Here is a 19,013-nt window from a genome sequence, read left to right as displayed (position 1 = left end):
CAACACCAACATATTTAATCACAAATAGTATGTAAGTTAATATCTAAAGAATCTTCTTGTATAAGGATGCTTTGGCTCGACTCTTCTACAATTTCAAAAGAATGGTTTAACTCTAAATCAGAAGATTTGACATCCAATTCATATCTGGTAATATCACCATCGTTTTGGTAAATCTCACAGTTAGAATACCAATCCCCTTTTATGATTCTTGCAATATGAAACCCTCGGTTTCCAAAGAGTGGATCTTGATTAGTGCGGTCCGTTTGATAATTTAAAGTTTTAGCACCAAAATTAAGTTTTCCTGTGATACCATCACCATGCTTACCCGTAAGTCGAGCTATATATTTCTCATCTATAAATTGGAGATCCGGTGAAACTTTAAAGAGCTTACTTCCTCCATTTTTCCCTCCTATTAATAATAAAACATTGTCTGAATTCTGATCCGCAATCAAATCTCCATAGGGATGTTCAAGACCAAGACCATTCAATACTTTTCCAGTATGATCTAAAACAAATAAATAAGTGGCATTTAAATGGTTGCCATAACCAACAATGTAAATATAATTATCAGTTACCACCACTTTTCTTAATCCATCCATAGCTCTGTTAAACTCAAACCCTTTCTTCCATATAGGTTCTTGCTGATCATTCACTTTAATAAGATGAATTTCATTATTATTCTGAATTTTGGTAAGAAAGATTGAATTAGACTGAGTAGCTATATGAGTATAACTTGTGCCTAATTTACCTAAAGAGACAGGTATTAATTCAGCATCTAATGAGGCTATAAATGGTTGACGGTTATAATGGAATCCATAACTGCCTATTAATATAAATTCATCATTTAAATCTTGAATGTCGTAGAAAGAGTACCAATCATTTCCATCTCTCTCAAATTGTCTGGTTGAAATAACCTGACCTTCTGTAGAAAGTTTGATCACTACAGCCCCATCATTAGTCGAACCTAATACAATAAAAGATCCATCCGAGCTAGATAACAATTTGTAGGCAGTTAACCCACCTTTTGAGGCCACAGAAAGTAACTTAGACCATACCACTCTTCCTCTTGTGTTTGTTCTTAAAATAAGAACCTTCCTTTCACCATAAGCATAATGTTCACTGAAGTGAGAAACCGTTAAGACAGATACAATATCTTCTTCGATTTCCAAGCTGCTTAAATTGTTTGTGACATTATACTCACCAAGACCATATCCTATCTGATAGGTCGTAGTAGGTGTCACTTGAGATTCGTATACACCACTACTTGGAGTACAGCCAAATACTAGAAGTACAAAGAACAGAGGGAGATAATATTTTATCATGATAGAAGTTTGCTTTATTAATCAGTCAACACCGAGTATTAGTTTATTTGTATTACATAAAGATAGCTTTCTACCGTTAATATTAAAATGTTTATTGCTTCTTCGAATACGGTGTTCTTTGTTATTCCAAAATTTATTAAATAACAAAGTTTAGAGTAATTCTTTTAGTCTTCGGTAAGTACTTTTTGCTGTTGAAGTCTAAGGTAAAACCACGTTTAATACCAGTTTAAAAAAATCGACTTTTCTATTATGATCAATGTTAGGGATCAATAGTAATAAGTTAGGAAACTTATTCAATGGTATAGTTCTAAGTGACACTGCGTTTAACACTTAGAACAGTGGGGTATTTCACTTTTTAAGAAAAATGATACTACACTTAACATCAATCACAAACCAAGAAGAATTTCTAATAAAGAAAGAGCTACAAATGTAGCTCTAGTGAGATGGACTATACCACTTCTACACCTTTCCAAAAGGCGACGTAATCTTTTATCTGACTGGCTTTGGCACTTGGTTGTTTGTAGAACCATGCAGCGTCTACATTTTTCTGACCATCAATCTCGATAGTATAATAGGATGCCGTTCCTTTCCAAGGGCAGGTCGTATTGGTAGATGTTTCAGTAAAATACTCTTTCTTAATTGAGGAAGGAGGAAAATAAGCATTTCCTTCTACTTCGATGGTATCATTACTTTCAGCTAAAACTGTTCCGTTCCAAATGGCTTTTTTCATAGTATGTAGGGTCTATTTAGGATAAGGTTACATTTATTTTTAATACAACTACAAGGGGTAGTTTATGTTTTAATTTATGTACTGAATATAACCTTATTAGAAGAGACTCTAATTAAATTCTTGAATTAATTTCTATAAAAAACCTACAACAATATTGCTGTAGGCTTTCGATGAATAATAATAACTTTAAGTAGTCCACATTATTTTCTCTCTTAAAATCCTTTCTTGTATTTTCTTTTTATTCTGGCGTCTGTTTTATACATCATTTCTTGCATGTTGTCTTCTTTGTATTCTCTCTGAAGTTCCAACATTTTATCTTGTAATGATGCCGTTAATTCTTCATAACCTGCTTCACCATATAAGTTGTTTAACTCATTCGGATCTTCTTTAAGGTCAAATAACTCCCATTCGTTTTGCACTTTTCCTTTTGCTACTTCAGGGTTATAGTAGAAGTGAATTAACTTGTAGCGGTCTGTTCTTACACCGTAATGTGGTTGAACATGGTGCCACCAAGGAAACTCGTAATAATGGTAGTACATAGCATCTCTCCATTCTACATTTTCGTTTCCTTCTGCAATATCTTTGAAAGATTCACCTTGAATATCTTCTGGAACTTCAACACCTGCATAATCTAAGATAGTGGGTGCAAAGTCAACGTTCATGGTAATTTTATCCGATTCAGTATTTGGTGCGATATGGTTCGGGTATCTAATTAAGAACGGCATACGCAATGATTCTTCATACATAAAACGCTTATCAAACCACCCATGCTCACCTAAATAGAATCCTTGGTCTGAAGTGTAAATAACGATCGTATTTTCTGCTAAGTCATTTTGATCTAAATAATCTAACATTTTACCAATGTAATGATCCACTCCTTTTACACAACCAAGGTAATCTTGCATATACTTTTGGTACTTCCATTCTTTAAGTGCTTTACCTTGTAACTCTTGGTCTGGCGTCCATATCACATCATTGTTATTTCCTGCGTTGTACCATTTCTTAAGTTCATTTTTTGATAAACCTTCTTGTTGAGGATGTACTTTTAAATCTTCTCTGTTTAAGTTTCTATCAATTCTTTGCCAAGCATCTTCTGCCGCCTGACGTCCTTCGTAATTGTCATGAAAAGTCTCTGGCTCAGGAATTTTCACTTTATCAAAAGCGTGAGCAAACTCAGGGTCTGGTTGCCAAGGTCTATGAGGTGCTTTAAATTGATACATCAACATAAACGGCTTTTCTTTATCTCTACCATTCTCTAACCATTTCTTCGCATCTTCCCAAACTTGACGAGTTGAATGGTAACGGTTTTCCTGTACGGTATCTTGACCATTTTCTAAGTATACTGTATTGAAATAAGTACCTTGTCCACCATGGTTTAACATTACTTTCGAGTAATCGAAACCTGTTGGTGCTGAACCTAAATGCCACTTACCAACGACTGCTGTTTGGTAACCTGCATTCTGTAATAATTTCGGGAATGTCTGTTGTGAACCATCAAAATCTCCACCTTTCTCATTCTTAAAGAATCCATTCACATGTGAAAATTTACCAGTTAAAATTGCAGCTCTTGAAGGGCCACAAATGGCATTGGTACAAAACGTATTTCTCATAATCATTCCTTCTTTGGCCAAACGGTCAATATTCGGAGTTAGATCAGGAAAGGCTTCTGCCAACATTCCTCCATATGCACTGATACCCTGAGTGGCGTGGTCATCACTCATGATGAAAATAATATTTGGTCTTTTTTGTTTCTCCTGATGAGGAAGTTTTGAACAACCCCATAGACCAATAATTGAGGTAATTAAAAGGTATTGAAAAAATTTTGAGTTCATATTTATCTTATCTCTAAAAAGTAAATGCTCTATCCGACTGTATATAATTAATGTAATTAAAGTAGTGGTTCTACTTCGCTTGTTTTTTCATTACATATTCAACATTAAATTCGTCAATGTAATACGTTACGTTAGGTGTTTCTCCTAATAATAATGCTGGATTAATGTATTCATAACCAGCTTCGATGTCTTTTTTTGTAAGGACTACCTGTCTTGAAATCATTTTCCAATCAGCGCCTAACTTATAATCTACCGCTTTTGGCTTTGCATCCACTAAAGTAAAAGGCTTGCCTTGGTTGTTCTTTTTGGTGACTTGTCCATTTTCATCTTTCGACAACAAAACATTGATTTTAACCCTTGCATTAGGATCAGATGACTTCATCCAAAAGGACACTCTGTATCTCCCAGGGCTTTTTACTTTTATTGGATTATGCGTTAATAAACCCTTGTATAGTTCTTTTGCCTGTCCGTTTGTTTTTGCTTGTAATGAATAATCACCTTTAAATGCTTCTTTGTTGGTTACTTTCAACGACTCTTTTACAAACGAACTCGAGAACTTTACATACCAACCTTCAACTCCTTTTTTACCTTTTCCCGGAAAAGTTGAAATAGGTTTTATGGGTCCAGCTTGTTTTTCAAAGCCAGTATTCGAAATTTCTTTCATCGGTTTATACATCCACTCCTGGGCCGCTACAGGAAGAGATAATAATGCTGTTAATAGTAGTGCGAATAATGTTTTCATTTCATTCTGTTTGTTGCGTTTTTTGATAAAACTAAGGTAGAAAATATTCTAAAGTAGTAGGGTTTAAAAGCTATTCAGAAAGGTTGAAATCCTTTCAAAATCACCTAAAAACGGGATTAATTAAGGTTTTTGGTTGGTTCTAGCAAGTTATAACCATCCAAAAGGTTGGACATTTCTTCTTCATCGGAATGTGTATTTCTTTTTGACCAATCCACCACTGTTAAGAAATTCAGTTTGTAGAGATGATTGTACATTTCCTCTGTAAATATATCTTTTTCTACCGCTGAACATATGGCTCTATTTTCTTCCATTTGATGCTTTGCAGAAGCTGAACTGTTTCCGTAGGTATTTACTAAAATAACGTTCTTAAAACGCATTTCTCTCATTGCCATCATTAGGCGTTGGCGTTGTACCTCGCTTAATGGGGCAATAAATTCTATCTTGACTAAACGGGTAACCACCTGATGATAACACTTGATGTTGAGGTAATCCTCTACTGAAAGAAGATCAAATAATTTAGCATCAATTGCTTTATCTACTCTTTTCTTCAATTGCACCTTTTCATTCAATGATAACGACTCATCATTTTTTACTTTATTATGGATGCTGTCTTTCTTTAGATATCGGTCTTTGTATAAATCGTAGATAGCTGTACGCTGTTCCAAAGACAACGTAATAAAACCCGAATAATCATCGATCCATCCCTTGATCTGTTCGTCTTTGGCCTTGGGTACCTTCTTGATTTTCTTTTGAGCAAAAGTAAGATTTGCACAAGTTGAAAGAAAAATAAGTAATAGTATAAAATTTCGTTTCATGACTCACTATGATTTAAACATTTGAAGAATGTGTTCCTTGAACAGCTTGTCAGTAATAATTGCTGGTGTTTCAAATGTATAAAAGGATTTTGGCTAAGTATATCACAGTGAGTCTATTGAGTTAGTTAGTCAACCTCTTTTGAACAGATTTTAAACCAACTACCATAATTTCGAATCGCTTTTAATTATTCATCAATAAGTTTAAAGTCCATTAATTACATATTTCAATTGCCTATTCCACTCATTTACAATAGTATATAAAAAAAAGGCCTTCCGAAGAAGACCTCTATATCCATTTTCTTTTTACAGTAACACCTTCACTACCTTCTCTTGGTCATCGTGTGTATACCTGATCAGATAGATACCCTTATTCATTTGTAATGGTATTTTCTGGGAATTATCAATCCCTTCTTTAGAGAACACCAATTGTCCGTTCATATCATATAAGAAGATATCCATTGAGGAATCTGTTATATTTTCTATATGCAACATATTCGAGCGTTCTGGTAAAAAGACTCTTGGTTGAGCGATATCCAAGCTGATATCGTCAATTAATCTAGCATTACTGCTCTCTGTAAAAATAAAGTTCGGATCATACCCCACAATCGTTGAAGGATGTAATGTAGCACTTGAGGTATTAAACATTCCTCCGTTTTCTATTTCAAAAGTAAAGGTAGCTGCACCATTCAATGTTGTCTGACTTTGCTGATTCACTTGGTCAACAGATAACTGTCCTCCAGACTTTAAACGCAATACGCTTGGTTTACTGGTATCAGTATTAAGCGTTAATAAGTTGACATTCAACGCCGTTATATCTCCGTAAATATTTACTTCTGCTTGTGCATCTGGGTCTAACCAATTGATAGCACTTCCTGTCAGGGCGAAATGTTTTCCCACACTCACATTAGTATTTTCTAGAATATCAGCAACCACTTTATTATCAGACTTAATAAAAAAGTGTTCTTCAGTTTGTATGCTTTGCTGATCTACCTTTAAATAGGCTGTATCATAATCAGCACCAAAATATTTGTAGGTCAACACATCAATGTTTCCTGTTCCCTTACCTGAATTATGCAGCAAAGGCAACTTCTGATACAATCTTGCATTTTTAGTAAAAGCACCTTTTTCAATTGTACCATCTACAAAAACGTCTCCATTCACTCTTACATTTTTGGTATGTGTCTCATCATGTCCCAGTTGTAAAGTTCCTTTTACATTCAACCTTTGAGCAATCGTTAGCTCAGTATTACTATTGGTATTGATCTCATCTAGAACCACTTCAATATTTTGAGGAATGACTACATGGTCTTCGCTTGTCGGTACTCTTTTGTCCCAAGTGGAAGTAGCACTCCAATTGCCTGATGTGGTTGCAGTAATTACTTCTGGCCTCAATACTTCTTGGAAATATTTCCCTCCAATACCAAAATTACCATCCGGATTTATAATCCACTTACCATCAGAATATTGATAGAACATTTCTGCTGAGTATTCTTGGCCTTTTACAAAGTTATATGACTTCACATCTGTACTGTAAAATGACCAAACAAAGATATTATTCCATTTTTGAGCAACGGCACAAGCTACTAACTTGTCGTACATTTCTTCTATTTTATCAATCGTCTTGATATCATTATGAATCATATTCTCATTGATACCAAATTCGCCTAATTGTATTGGAGATTGATCACCCATTCTACCTGACTCATTCGTGTAATATTCCAATACTTCAACACCTTTCCACATACCAATTGGGAACTGATCAATTACTTCTGGCCAAACCCCATCATAAGAAGACCAAGAGTTAAAGTCTGTACGCACATGAGATAAAATATCATGCGTTAAACAAGGAACATCAAGATCCATCATCGTTACTCGCTCCTCATCTACTTTAGTCCAAAGTTTGTTGATTTCAATACCATGCATAATTTCTGCATTCGTTTCCTGTACTTCCGCTCTTGCTCTATCTACCCCTCTTTGACGGGCTTGGAACAAACGAATCATACCTTCTATCTGTTCGTCAACATTTTCGGGAATTAACGAAGGGTCATTTTCCCATGATTTACTCTGACCTCTAAGCATCCAGTCTCCTTCCCAGTTCTGGAACAAGAACTTCTTACCTGATGTACTGTAAGTCTCCAATAAATATTTTGCTAACTCATAGTATTCTTCTTCATGTTCTTTAAAGTATTGATCATATTTATACGCTCCATACTTATAGAAAACAACATTTTTCACTTTTTGCTTCTTTGGTGTTACCCATAAAACATGTTCAGTATAATAAGGATCAGACAAAAGTTGTTGATAGTAAGGGTCTTTCACTACGTCTACCATATCTGTCGATCCGTCCCATGTCATATGGAAGGGATATGAATCTTGCATTTTACCTGGTTCAGCAGATACCTTTGTTTTGATTGTAGTAGACCCCATCTCTTTGTACTTTTCTTTTCCCTCAATTAAATAAGGCTCATCAGTAAAGTGATACAATCCACCTGTAAAAGTGGCTCCATATACTTCTTTAAAGCTGTCGTCCACTACATAACCATTAGATGGACGGTGTTCTTCTACCGTATTTATTATATCATCATCAGTTGAAGCCGTTGCTTTGTAGTGTGATCTAATTTCACCCCCTGTCATCACCGTTATCCAAAGGTTATCATCCATAATATCTCTTGGGTTGGTCGCTCCTTCCAATAAACGAAGTGTACCTCCATCTTTTAAAACCAAACGGAAAGAAGCCGCAGTGTTTTTGATTGAGCCGTCTTCGTTGTTCACCTTAGAAGTAGTGAGAAATCCCTTCCCTTTTACTATTAGTTTTGAATACTGTGCAGGGTCTACATTTTTTGTAGCAAGAACTAAATTATTGGTCATGATCACTCCTTCATTGGTCAATTCGGCAGAAGTATTATCATCTATATATGTATAGCTCTGACCATTTACCCCCAATGTCCCTTTTACATTCAGGTAAGCATCCTCAGAGATATTGACGAACAGTTTATCGACTGATTTGATAAAGAAAGCATCATCAATATTTATATAGTGGTGATCAATATTTAAAGTTCTTTCTCCACCTACAGCATATAGTTTTAAGGAAAGGCAGTTAAAAGCCCCTTTTCCAGAGAATGATGTAGGTTGTTGTTGTACAGCCAGTTCTATTTTAGTATTGTAAATAAATGGATTCTCATCAAAGTCTTCTCCTTTATAAAGGACTCCATCGATAAGAAGGTGACCAAAAATTCGGATACGTTTTGTGATGGTCGCATCATTATGACCAATACTTAGCTGTGCGTTGTCTTCCACTGTCAGATCGTTACACAATTGAACAACTGTATAACTATTTGTATTCATCGTATCGAGAATAACATGGTGGGTGGAAGAAATGACTACATTGTCTGTCTGGGTCGGAACAATCCCACCTTCCCATGTGATAGGATCTGTCCATAAACCAGACTGTTTGCTTTCTACCTGAGAAAACCCAGATAACTTGAATTGTAGTAATAGGAAAAGTAATAGTAAATATTTCATCTCATGTTCATTTAAGTAGTAAAGAGTAATTTAAACCTGAATTACAGTGACAGATAGCTGGTCACTTTGTCGTAATGTTTTGAATTGATTTCGAACCTTACAAAGGTGTAAAAGAAACACTTTTGTTATTTCTGTTTTCTAGTCAAAGAAGTTGATTATCTATTCCTGCTTGTTCAATTTTTTACCTGAAGCTTGATTTTTATTGCAGTGAACAAGCAAAATGGATTGAACAGGTTACATTTCGTCGCTTTCACTACTAAAATCATAGAGGAGTCTCGTGACTATTATTATCTTCACTGAACGTTACAACTTCTCAAATGATCGAACCTTATGGAAGAGCTTATTTATCAAATCACACCATTAGACAATACCACTCTACCGCCTTATGCTCTTTTGGAGACTGCAGACCCATCGAGGGAATTAATTGATCAGTACTTAGAAAAAGGGGAAAGCTATATTGCGATTTCCAATGGGTCCATTATTGGCGTTGTGGTTTTTATACCATTAGAAGCTCATTGTATAGAGATAAAAAATATTGCTGTAGCCGATCAATTTCAAGGTAAAGGAGTAGGCAAAGCATTACTACGATTTATTGAAGAAGTATGTAAAAAGAAAGGTTTCCATAAAATGGTTATTGGAACAGGCAACTCAAGTATAGGTCAGCTTGCTCTGTATCAACAACTTGGATTTGAAATTGAACACATCGAAAAAAACTTCTTCCTTGATAATTATTCAGCCCCTATATTTGAGAACAAGATTCAGTGTAAACATATGCTGATCTTAGAGAAAAATTTAAATATATAAGCTAGTCAAACTTTAGTTTATCCAATTCATTGCATTAAATAAATTAACTACATGAACAAATTACTCTTCATCTTTGCTATTTTTATCGCACACCTATCTATTGCTCAAGAAGAAATCTGTAGTGATCAAGCTACGGGACACACCATTCAGTCCAAATACCTTAATGAGGAGAGAGATTATTGGGTCAGCTTACCGCTTTATTACAATGACTCCCTATCGTACCCTGTTATTTATGTTTTTGATGCGGAATGGCGTTTCAATCTCATCAAAAATATGGTTTTTGACTTAGGAGCTAACGAGAAAATTCAAAAATCTATTGTTGTGGGAATTCCGCATATTGATTGGGAATTTAAGAGAGGGCAAGACCTTACATTCAGTCAAAGTAGAATAGAATACGACGGGGAAGCTGTTGATTCTACATGGTACAACAACAAAAATTCTGGACATGGAATGAAGTTCTACCATTACCTCACTAAAGAATTAATGGTCGATGTAGACAAACACTATGCGACCAATGGGTTTGAAACATTAATTGGACATTCTTATGGCGGCTATTTTGGAGGGTATATCCTTTCTATGGATCAACCTTTTGAAGTCATCCATATTTATGACCCCTCGATCTGGTTTAGTAACGGAGAAGTGATTCAGGAATTTAAGAATAACCCGACCAAAAAGAAGGTGAGTATTCATCTTACTTATCAACCTGAACCGAAATTTCACAAAGAAAAAATTGAGGCGTTTATCAAAGAATTAAAAGGGAACAAAAACATTAAATTGACCACTAAATTCTATCCTGATGATACGCACAACTCGTTATTTATCGATAGTTTTTATCAAGGTATTTTAGAAACAAATAGATAAAAAAATAAGCCCTTGCAATACAAGGGCTTATTCCATTTTTTCTAATAAGCTATAAAACACATTAATACTATCGTTATTTTGATGAAATAGTATAGAGTTTCGTTCTCTTCTTTGTAGGCCCTTCACTATTTTTATAACGTTTCCATTTTAAAGTAGTCGCTCTTAGTTTTGCCTGAGCTTCTTCTTCTTTCATGAAGGACTTCAAAGCATCGTTGTTATTTCTATTCTGGAAGGCAAACAAGGTATAGTCACCTGTCTCTTTCATCCAACCTTCTAACGCATTTCTCATTTTATTGATTTCCTCTTGATATTGAGGATCATCAATTAAGTTGTGTAGAGCATCTGGATCTTTTTCTAGATCATAGAACTCTTCCACTCTTCTATATTTTAAGTAGTTCACTCGTTCTTTTACAGCCGGATCATTTTTAGAAAGAATGTTGGCCATTACTTTGTAAGAAGTATGGTACATTGCTGCACTAACGAACTCAATTTCACCTGTAGACCAAGGATTAAATACATAATTGTATTTGCTCGAAAGTACACCTCTAATTGGTCTTGCAATTCCTCCTGCATTCTCATTGAACTCAGTAAAGACATATTCACTTCTTCCTTTATCTTTTCTACCATCCAAGATCGTTTTAAAAGATCTTCCTTGTAAATAGTCTGGCTCATCGATACCTAAAATCTCTAATAGTGTTGGCATCACATCTACAGCAGATACCAATTGATCTTTCACCACTGAATTTGCCTTAATGTTCCCTGGCCAAGAGACAATAAATGGAGTTCTTACGCCATTCTCATAGCAAGAAGATTTAGCAAATGGCAAAGCCATACCATGGTCTGATAAGAAAATAACAATTGTATTCTCTTTTTTACCTTTTTCTTCTAAAACAGACATCACTGCACCCATACAATCGTCTGCTCTTTTTACAGAGTTGTAGTAGTTCGTTACCTCCTGTTTAATTTTCGGATGATTGGGTAAAAAATCTGGGATGGTCACCTCACTATTTTTATATAATTTTGAAGGTGTTGGATCAATATAACCCTCTTTTTTTGTACCGGGATCGTTGTAGAATAATTTATGAGGATCGGCAATATTTACCACACAGTAAAAAGGTTTTCCACTGTCATCACTTGCCGCTAAAATTTCCTCAAAAGTAGAGCTATAGTTCAATGGGTTTCTTTTACCATCCTTTTTAAACTTCCCTTTAAAATCCCAAGCATATTCCATTTTTGGTGATAAACTTGTATCTGTTGCTTTATTTAGAACGGCTGTAAAATATCCATGATCTGATAAAACACTCTGCAAAGTCATGTCTTTATAATCAACATAGTAAAAACCTCTCATCCCACTAGAATGAGGATACTTACCTGTTTGAATCACACCTCTTGATGGTGAACAGTTAGGAGACTGCACATAAGCATACTGAAAACGTTTTCCTTCTGCTGCTAACTTATCAATATTGGGAGTGATATTGTCCAATTCCTGTCCATAGACACCGACTGAATTCCAGTTCATGTCATCAACAGTAATTAATAATATATTGGGCCTTGGATCCTTCCCTGCTTGCACATTTGTGACTGCTAAAAAAGAAAGAACTGCCCCGATGATAAGTTTTAAATTCAATTTCATCTCCTATGTTCTTTTAGGTTCAAATAAATTCCATCTGTTTGTGATTGTAAAGTTGGCGGATGTAGTTTTAAGCATGGTTTTTATATTGGTCAAATAGGGGTAAAATCTGACAAAACGCCGATTTAAGGCGAAAATTCAATGTTTTACCCCTATTCCTTGGTCTAAAATTAGACGTTATAAGGTCTTTTCGAAGCAAATACTAGAAGCGACTTCTTTGTACTGTCCATAATTTGGGATCACCATAAAGTTGCTTTTTTTGTATAATCCAATGGCGGCTAACATTTTGTCTCCTGTTTCAAGAACGCACTTTGTATACGATAAGCTTTGTGCCCAATCTTCTAAATCATTGAGTACTTTAGAAGCTACACCTTTACCTCTGTATGTTTCTTTTACAAACATTCTTTTCACCTCCATGCGTTCCTTGTCATAGGGTTTTATGGCTCCACACCCTACCACTTCATCTTTGTCGTATGCCAAAACAACATGGTCTATCTTATCTACTTTATTGTATTGAGCAAAAAAATCGTTATCGTCTCCGTTTTTTTCAGCCAAGTCTGCATCCAATAGCATAATCAATGCAATAAAATCTTTATCAGATGAGTTTGTTCGCTTTGTAGTAATCATGATAAAAGTTTAAATGTAATAGTTATAAAGTATATAGGTATAAAATTACCTATTCTTCCATTCTTTTTTAAGCATTCCATAAATAATATCATCGACCCATTTTCCATCGATCCAAAGACTTTCCTTAAAATGAGCTTCTTTTCTAAAACCAATTCTTTCAAGGAGTTGTATTGATTTTATATTTTCTGGATCTAAAGATGCGGTTATTCTATGCTTATTTAAATCCATAAATATGTAGTCGATCACCCTTTCCACAGCTTCTGTGGCATACCCTTTACCTTGAAAAGACTGATGTAGTGTATATCCAATTTCAACTTGCTGGCTCTCTTCTTCCAGAAAATGTATACCTATATCACCGATCACTTTCCCTAAATTTTTCTCTATGATAACGACTTGAAACCAAGTATCTGGAACATCAACTTTCGGGTGTACCTTATTGATAAATGTTTCGACACTTTCTAAATTTTCAGGAATCCAACTTTGGTATTTATTCGCTTCTTTGTCCTTTCTGTATTCGAAAATCTCTTCTTTATGTCTTAAATTGATAGGACAAATTTCTAGCCTTTTACTTTCTAATTTCATGGTTGATCAGTAATCAAGATTGTATTTATGGTCAATAATTATAAAGATAAAGAATAGACTAATGATTCATTATTAAAATCTCAAAGAACAGAAAGGTTTATCATTGGGTTATGGAAGTGCACACGCTGTGATGATAAAAAAATATAGGATAATCCACTTATTTAGTCATAAAACAGGGTTGAATATCAGATAATTAACCTGATCAATAGGTAAAACCACAAGTGTTGAAAATTCGCTCAACAAGGTCAGTGACCATATTGCACACCCTATTGCATCAATATTAAACCTATTAATGACCAATTCTTACCACCTTGCAGTAGCTAGTCAGAACAGACCGTGAATGGAAAGACAGCAACAAACCATCATTCACTTTGAGATATAACTTATATAAAGAGTATGAAAAAGAATTTTTTATTAGGACTATTTATGATAATGGCTTCAGTGTCATTCGCACAAAAGCCCAAGAAACTAACTACTGGGCAATTTGGCGAAAGAAAGCCTCAAGATGTGTCGACTATCCCTGTTACTAAAGCAAAATCAATTGACAAAGATTACAGAGTCGGACCTTTTATCAAGACGCAACCTTTAACAACAGTTGAAAACGAAATCATATTACAAGAGGGTTGGAAGTTACAAGCAGAAGAAGAATTAAAATATACTGGCTTCCAAATTTCAGAAACTAGTTATGAAGACAATTCGTGGTATAACGCGACAGTACCAGGAACTGTACTTACAACATTAGTCAATGAAAAAGTTTACCCAGATCCCTACTTCGGTGTGAATAACACTTTAATCCCAGACGATCTTAGTAGAAAGAATTGGTGGTATAGAACAGAATTTAAAGTACCTGCTGATAAAACAGAAGACAAAACATATATTGTTTTAAACGGCATTAACTATAGTGCAAATGTGTGGCTCAATGGTCATAAAATTGGCCAATTAAAAGGGGCTTTTGTGAGAGGGAAATTTGAAGTAAGTGATTTTATTAAGAAAGGTGACAACAATGCACTTGCTATTCAAATTTTACCTCCACCTAACCCTGGTATTCCTCAGGAAGCACATTTAGAAGATAGAGGTAGAAATGGTGGACAACTATGTTTAGATGGACCTACTTTCATTTCATCTGAAGGCTGGGACTGGATTCCTGGTATTAGAGACCGTAACATTGGTGTTTGGCAAGATGTTAGGGTACGTTTCGAAAATGGTTTAAATATCGCTAACCCATTTGTTGTTACAGACCTTGACCTTCCAGACCTAACAAAAGCACACATCAATATTAGCACTACAGTAAATAACACTACATCAAAAGTGATCAGTGCAGAAGTAGAAGCTAAAATTGAAAAAGTAATTGTAAAGAAAACAGTAAGAGTTGCTCCGAACTCATCTACTGAAGTAACATTTGATCCGTCTGAATACAAAAAACTAAACTTTAAGAATCCTCGATTATGGTGGCCGAATGGTTATGGTGCACAGGAGTTATATACATTAGAGTTAAGCGTAAGCAAAGATGGAAAAGTATCTGATAAGAAAAATGTACGTTTTGGTATCCGTGAGTTATCATTTGGTTTAACTGTAGATACAAAAGACCAACAAAATGTACGTATCGATTACAATCCAATCGCTGACAAATCTGAGACTCACTTCTTAGACAACCGCGAGCCAAGAAAAGAATTACAAGGTGTTTTTGTTCCTAAATTAGCTGAAGGGTTTGATATCAAAGACTTCGACCAAGGAGAAGACACACACTTGAACCCTTACCTAGTGATTAAGGTAAATGGTACTCCAATCTTTATTAAAGGTGGTAACTGGGGTATGGATGATGGTATGAAAAGAGCTGAAAGAGAGCGTTTGGAGCCTTACTTACAGTTACACAAAGATGCCAACTTTAACCTGATCAGAAACTGGACTGGTGAAAGTACAGAAGAGATTTTCTACGAGTTATGTGATGAGTACGGAATGTTAGTATGGAATGACTTCTGGCTATCTACTCAAAACTACAACTTAGTACCTAACGACTACAACTTGTTTATGGACAATGCCAAAGATGTGGTATTACGTTATAGAAATCACCCATCTATTGTTATTTGGTGTCCAAGAAACGAAGGATATGCACCAGACTATTTAGATACAGAATTGTCTACTTTAGTAACAAAGTATGATGGTACTCGCTTCTATCAAGGCAACTCAAGAAACTTAAACTTAAGAAACAGTGGTCCTTGGCACTATGCACCAGACCAAACGTTCTACACTGTTAAGTCAGCGTATGGCTTCTCTACAGAGCTAGGAACTACTTCTGCACCAACCGCAGAGACAATGCGTAAGATGATGGCAGAAGAAGATTTATGGCCAATCAACGATGTTTGGGCTTACCATGATTTCCACTGGGGACAAGAAAAATATGTTGCTCACATTGACGAATTATATGGTGAAGCAACAGGAATTGATGACTTCTGTAGAAAAGCACAGTTTGTCAATTACAATAGCCACAGAGCAATGTTTGAGTCATGGAATAGTAAATTATGGAACAACACCACTGGTTTATTACTTTGGATGACACACCCAGCATGGCCAAGTACTGTATGGCAAGTTTACTCTTATGACTACGAAACATTCGGTTCTTACTTTGCCAGCAAAGTAGCTTGTGAACCATTGCACATTCAAAAAAATATTGAAAGCGGTTATATCGAGGTCATCAATGCTTCATCAAACGATTTAGAGAAAGCTACTGCAAGTGTTGAAGTATTTGATCTAGAGGGTAAGCAAGTAAGTACTGTATCTAAGGAGGTATCACTAGCTTCTAACAGTATGCAAACACTTATTGAGAAGAACTTCTCTAAAGATATTAAGGGAGTACACATGGTTCGTCTATCACTTAAAGACAAAAAAGGAAAAGTGATTTCAGTCAACGAATACTGGGAGACAGAAGAAGGTGGAAACTTCCAAAAAATTAATGACTTAGAAAAAATTAGCGTAGCTGTAGTGGAAGTATCAGAAGATGCTAACTACAAATACTTCGAAATTAGCAACACATCCTCAACGCCTGCATTAAATGTGAAATTAAACGCATTGAGTGCATCAACTGACAAAGTGATTTTACCTGCTTACTTCTCTGAAGGATACTTTACACTAATGCCTAACGAAAAGAGAGTAGTAAAATTAAACAAAGCGAATATCAGTGAGACTATTAAAGTACGAGTAACAGGATACAATATCAAAAAGAACAATGTAAGTCCTGTATTCTAATTGTAGAGATCAATAACTGTGACTACTTATACGAATGAAGAACAGTCTTTCCAACATAAGAAATTAGGGTAACAATAATTTTTATGTAAGATAGACCTGCAAAAACCAAAGCTTACGATTAGGCTTTGGTTTTTTTTATTGGAGTTGATCAACAAAAAAGGTCACTGCGAATTTGCTCCGCAGTGACCTTCATATTTAATTTTTTAATTTGACTAAATTTCGTTCAGCTCTTTTCTTAAAACTAATTGGTGGTTAAGCTGAATACCATCTTCATACATTGGTTGATCGTATTTCTCAATGTAATAGTTTTTTCTGATTTCGTGGAAACGGAATCCCATTTTCTGCAATACATAAAGTTGTTTGATTGCAGCATTTGCAGTGCCAATAAAAATGTAATGAAAACCTCTCTTCTTTGCATTCTTAATAGCGTGGGCTAATAGCTCCTGACCGATACCTTCGCCTTGAACCTTTTCTGAAACAGCAATATTTTTAATTTCAATGGAGTCTTCTCCTACTAATTGATAAGCATAAACTCCAACAGTTTCTCCTTCTAATTCATAAGTATAAATTTCAGAATCATGAATATACTTATTAATGGCGTCGATGGTCTCATCAGCTAAAAGTAACAAATCATATGGAAGTTCGTTTCCTTCTTTAAATAATTTTATTTTACCCTTTGTCTGTATAAAGTTCATCGTGGTCGTTTTGATGGTTCTGTTTTTTTACGGTTGCTAATATAACTAATTATTTGAAGAGTTTACTAACGGTTTTCATCTAAAACTTACTTGAAAACACCTTTTAAAAACACTTAACACTACCTAAAGAGAAAACACTGAAATTATACTATTTCATGACTTTGGAACTAATAACAACCCGTTATACTTTTTCTATTTAGTGTCTCCCTCAAATTTTATTAAAGAAGAATCACTTTTTGATAAAAAATAGATTACTTATGTTTAGTATTAAACATATTGATTCGTTTAGGATAATATATCATCATCAAGAAATGCTATTATGAAAAAGATTATTGTTACTGTAACGCTTTCATTATTGTTCTTTAGTTGTACTAACACATCAAAAGTGAATGTTTTAAAACATTGGAATACAACACCTACAAGGGCTGAAATTATACAATTTGTAGAAGGTGTTACCAATCCTAAATCCGATCAGTTTATACCACAAGAGGATCGTATAGCTGTGTTTGATAACGATGGTACGTTATGGAGTGAAAAACCTTTATACAGTCATTTCTATGGTGTCTTTGCTCGAGTAGAAGAAAGAATTGCAGAAAACCCAGATCTTGCGAATAAAGAGCCTTTTAAAAGCTTACATCAGTTTATACTAACGAAAGATATTAAAAGCTTAGGCTACTTTATGGATCAATTAGAAAAAGGAGAATTTAATCCTATTGTAGGAGAATTGATGGGAGCTCCATTTGAAGGAATGAGTGTCAAAGAATATAGTCAATGGAATAGAAAATTCTTTTCCACTTGGAAAAACCCAGTAAAGCATAGAGTCATTAACGAATTGACTTATTTACCTATGAATGAATTGGTAAAATACCTGCAAGACAATGGTTTCAAAGTCTATATTTTCACAGCAGATGAAGGAGATTTTCTTAAATTATTTTCTGAGGAATTATATCATATCCCTGCCCAAAATGTTTTTGGTTCATCCATCATCTTAAAATATAAAGACGGTCAACTTTATAGAACAGCAAAAGGTCGCTATGTGGACAATTGGGGTAACAAAGCGGCTTTAATTCATCAGGTCATCAGGAAGAAACCCATCTTTGCTGCCGGCAATTCTAATGGTGATTTTGAAATGCTTCAATATGTGGATCATCAAACCAAGCCTCATATGAGTTTACTTGTACACCATACAGACGCACAAAGAGAATTTAAATATGACCAACACACTGAAAAGGTTCTCCCTTATGCTCAAAATCATCACTATACAATTGTAGATATGGAGAAAGACTGGAAAGTAATATTTAATCAATAGGTTCCTGTAGAAAATTAAACTCCGGCTGTGTTCTCCACTACATCAAAACTTGCCGTTTTCAATAGTTAGAGAAAAAGATCGTCATATAGCTTGGCTCTTTTTTCAATCAATTTTTCATTAGGAATCGTATTTATTGATAAGAAAAAATTGACGGATTTATTTAAAGGTGTATTTTATTACATATAACACTGATTATCATGTATTTGAAATCATCTTTATTTTCAATATTTATCATGATCGAACAATTTTCTATAGTATGTTTACAGTAACAAAATATTGATAATATATTTTGTACAACA

14 protein-coding genes are annotated in these 19,013 nt (G+C 34.8%); 4 read left to right on the top strand and 10 right to left on the bottom strand.

The window, feature by feature from the left end; genetic code table 11:
* Window positions 1-14: 14 nt before the first annotated feature.
* The 6 genes from QL232_RS02680 to QL232_RS02655 form a co-directional block, all read right to left on the bottom strand.
* On the bottom strand, window positions 15-1,322 hold the full coding sequence (locus tag QL232_RS02680) for a hypothetical protein (RefSeq protein WP_281612961.1): 1,308 nt from the start codon (window positions 1,320-1,322) through the stop codon (window positions 15-17).
* Between the two features lie 448 nt (window positions 1,323-1,770).
* Window positions 1,771-2,052 (bottom strand): DUF427 domain-containing protein, encoded by a 282-nt coding sequence (locus QL232_RS02675; RefSeq protein WP_168882443.1) that lies wholly within the window; start codon window positions 2,050-2,052, stop codon window positions 1,771-1,773.
* 212 nt (window positions 2,053-2,264) lie between these two features.
* Complete coding sequence (locus QL232_RS02670; protein ID WP_281612960.1) at window positions 2,265-3,884, bottom strand: sulfatase; 1,620 nt, start codon at window positions 3,882-3,884, stop codon at window positions 2,265-2,267.
* Between the two features lie 70 nt (window positions 3,885-3,954).
* Window positions 3,955-4,626 (bottom strand): carbohydrate binding domain-containing protein, encoded by a 672-nt coding sequence (locus tag QL232_RS02665; RefSeq protein ID WP_168882441.1) that lies wholly within the window; start codon window positions 4,624-4,626, stop codon window positions 3,955-3,957.
* 116 nt (window positions 4,627-4,742) lie between these two features.
* Entirely contained in the window at window positions 4,743-5,441 is a 699-nt protein-coding gene (locus tag QL232_RS02660; protein ID WP_281612959.1) for a hypothetical protein, read from the bottom strand.
* A 303-nt stretch (window positions 5,442-5,744) separates the two neighbouring features.
* Entirely contained in the window at window positions 5,745-8,963 is a 3,219-nt protein-coding gene (locus QL232_RS02655; RefSeq protein ID WP_281612958.1) for a T9SS type A sorting domain-containing protein, read from the bottom strand.
* A gap of 330 nt (window positions 8,964-9,293) precedes the next feature.
* Here QL232_RS02655 and QL232_RS02650 point away from each other — a divergent pair, with 330 nt between their 5' ends.
* Both QL232_RS02650 and QL232_RS02645 read left to right on the top strand, forming a co-directional pair.
* Entirely contained in the window at window positions 9,294-9,767 is a 474-nt protein-coding gene (locus QL232_RS02650) for a GNAT family N-acetyltransferase (RefSeq protein ID WP_281612957.1), read from the top strand.
* Between the two features lie 51 nt (window positions 9,768-9,818).
* On the top strand, window positions 9,819-10,628 hold the full coding sequence (locus tag QL232_RS02645; protein WP_168882437.1) for an alpha/beta hydrolase-fold protein: 810 nt from the start codon (window positions 9,819-9,821) through the stop codon (window positions 10,626-10,628).
* 73 nt (window positions 10,629-10,701) lie between these two features.
* Here the strand turns inward: QL232_RS02645 and QL232_RS02640 are convergent, their stop codons facing one another.
* From QL232_RS02640 to QL232_RS02630, 3 genes are all read right to left on the bottom strand, one after another.
* Window positions 10,702-12,261 carry a sulfatase gene (locus tag QL232_RS02640; protein WP_281612956.1) on the bottom strand — a complete coding sequence of 520 codons (1,560 nt, stop codon included), beginning with the start codon at window positions 12,259-12,261 and terminating at the stop codon, window positions 10,702-10,704.
* 174 nt (window positions 12,262-12,435) lie between these two features.
* Window positions 12,436-12,885 (bottom strand): GNAT family N-acetyltransferase, encoded by a 450-nt coding sequence (locus QL232_RS02635; protein ID WP_168882435.1) that lies wholly within the window; start codon window positions 12,883-12,885, stop codon window positions 12,436-12,438.
* A 45-nt stretch (window positions 12,886-12,930) separates the two neighbouring features.
* On the bottom strand, window positions 12,931-13,467 hold the full coding sequence (locus QL232_RS02630) for a GNAT family protein (protein WP_281612955.1): 537 nt from the start codon (window positions 13,465-13,467) through the stop codon (window positions 12,931-12,933).
* A gap of 396 nt (window positions 13,468-13,863) precedes the next feature.
* Between QL232_RS02630 and QL232_RS02625 the strand changes: the two genes are divergently transcribed.
* The gene (locus tag QL232_RS02625) at window positions 13,864-16,710 is read left to right on the top strand and encodes a glycoside hydrolase family 2 TIM barrel-domain containing protein (RefSeq protein WP_281612954.1); all 2,847 of its coding nucleotides are present in this window, start codon (window positions 13,864-13,866) and stop codon (window positions 16,708-16,710) included.
* Window positions 16,711-16,922: 212 nt separating this feature from the next.
* On the opposite strand, the gene QL232_RS02620 is transcribed toward QL232_RS02625, so the two are convergent.
* Entirely contained in the window at window positions 16,923-17,405 is a 483-nt protein-coding gene (locus QL232_RS02620; RefSeq protein WP_168882432.1) for a GNAT family N-acetyltransferase, read from the bottom strand.
* A gap of 319 nt (window positions 17,406-17,724) precedes the next feature.
* Here QL232_RS02620 and QL232_RS02615 point away from each other — a divergent pair, with 319 nt between their 5' ends.
* Window positions 17,725-18,714, top strand: a complete 990-nt coding sequence (locus QL232_RS02615) for a haloacid dehalogenase-like hydrolase (RefSeq protein ID WP_281612953.1) — start codon at window positions 17,725-17,727, stop codon at window positions 18,712-18,714.
* The last annotated feature ends 299 nt before the right edge of the window (window positions 18,715-19,013 follow it).

Origin of the sequence: Flammeovirga sp. SubArs3 (assembly GCF_947387565.1) — a bacterium.
Lineage (GTDB): Bacteria > Bacteroidota > Bacteroidia > Cytophagales > Flammeovirgaceae > Flammeovirga > Flammeovirga agarivorans.
The sequence above is the reverse complement of the archived record's forward strand: the minus strand, read 5'-3'. Positions and strand labels throughout refer to the sequence as shown.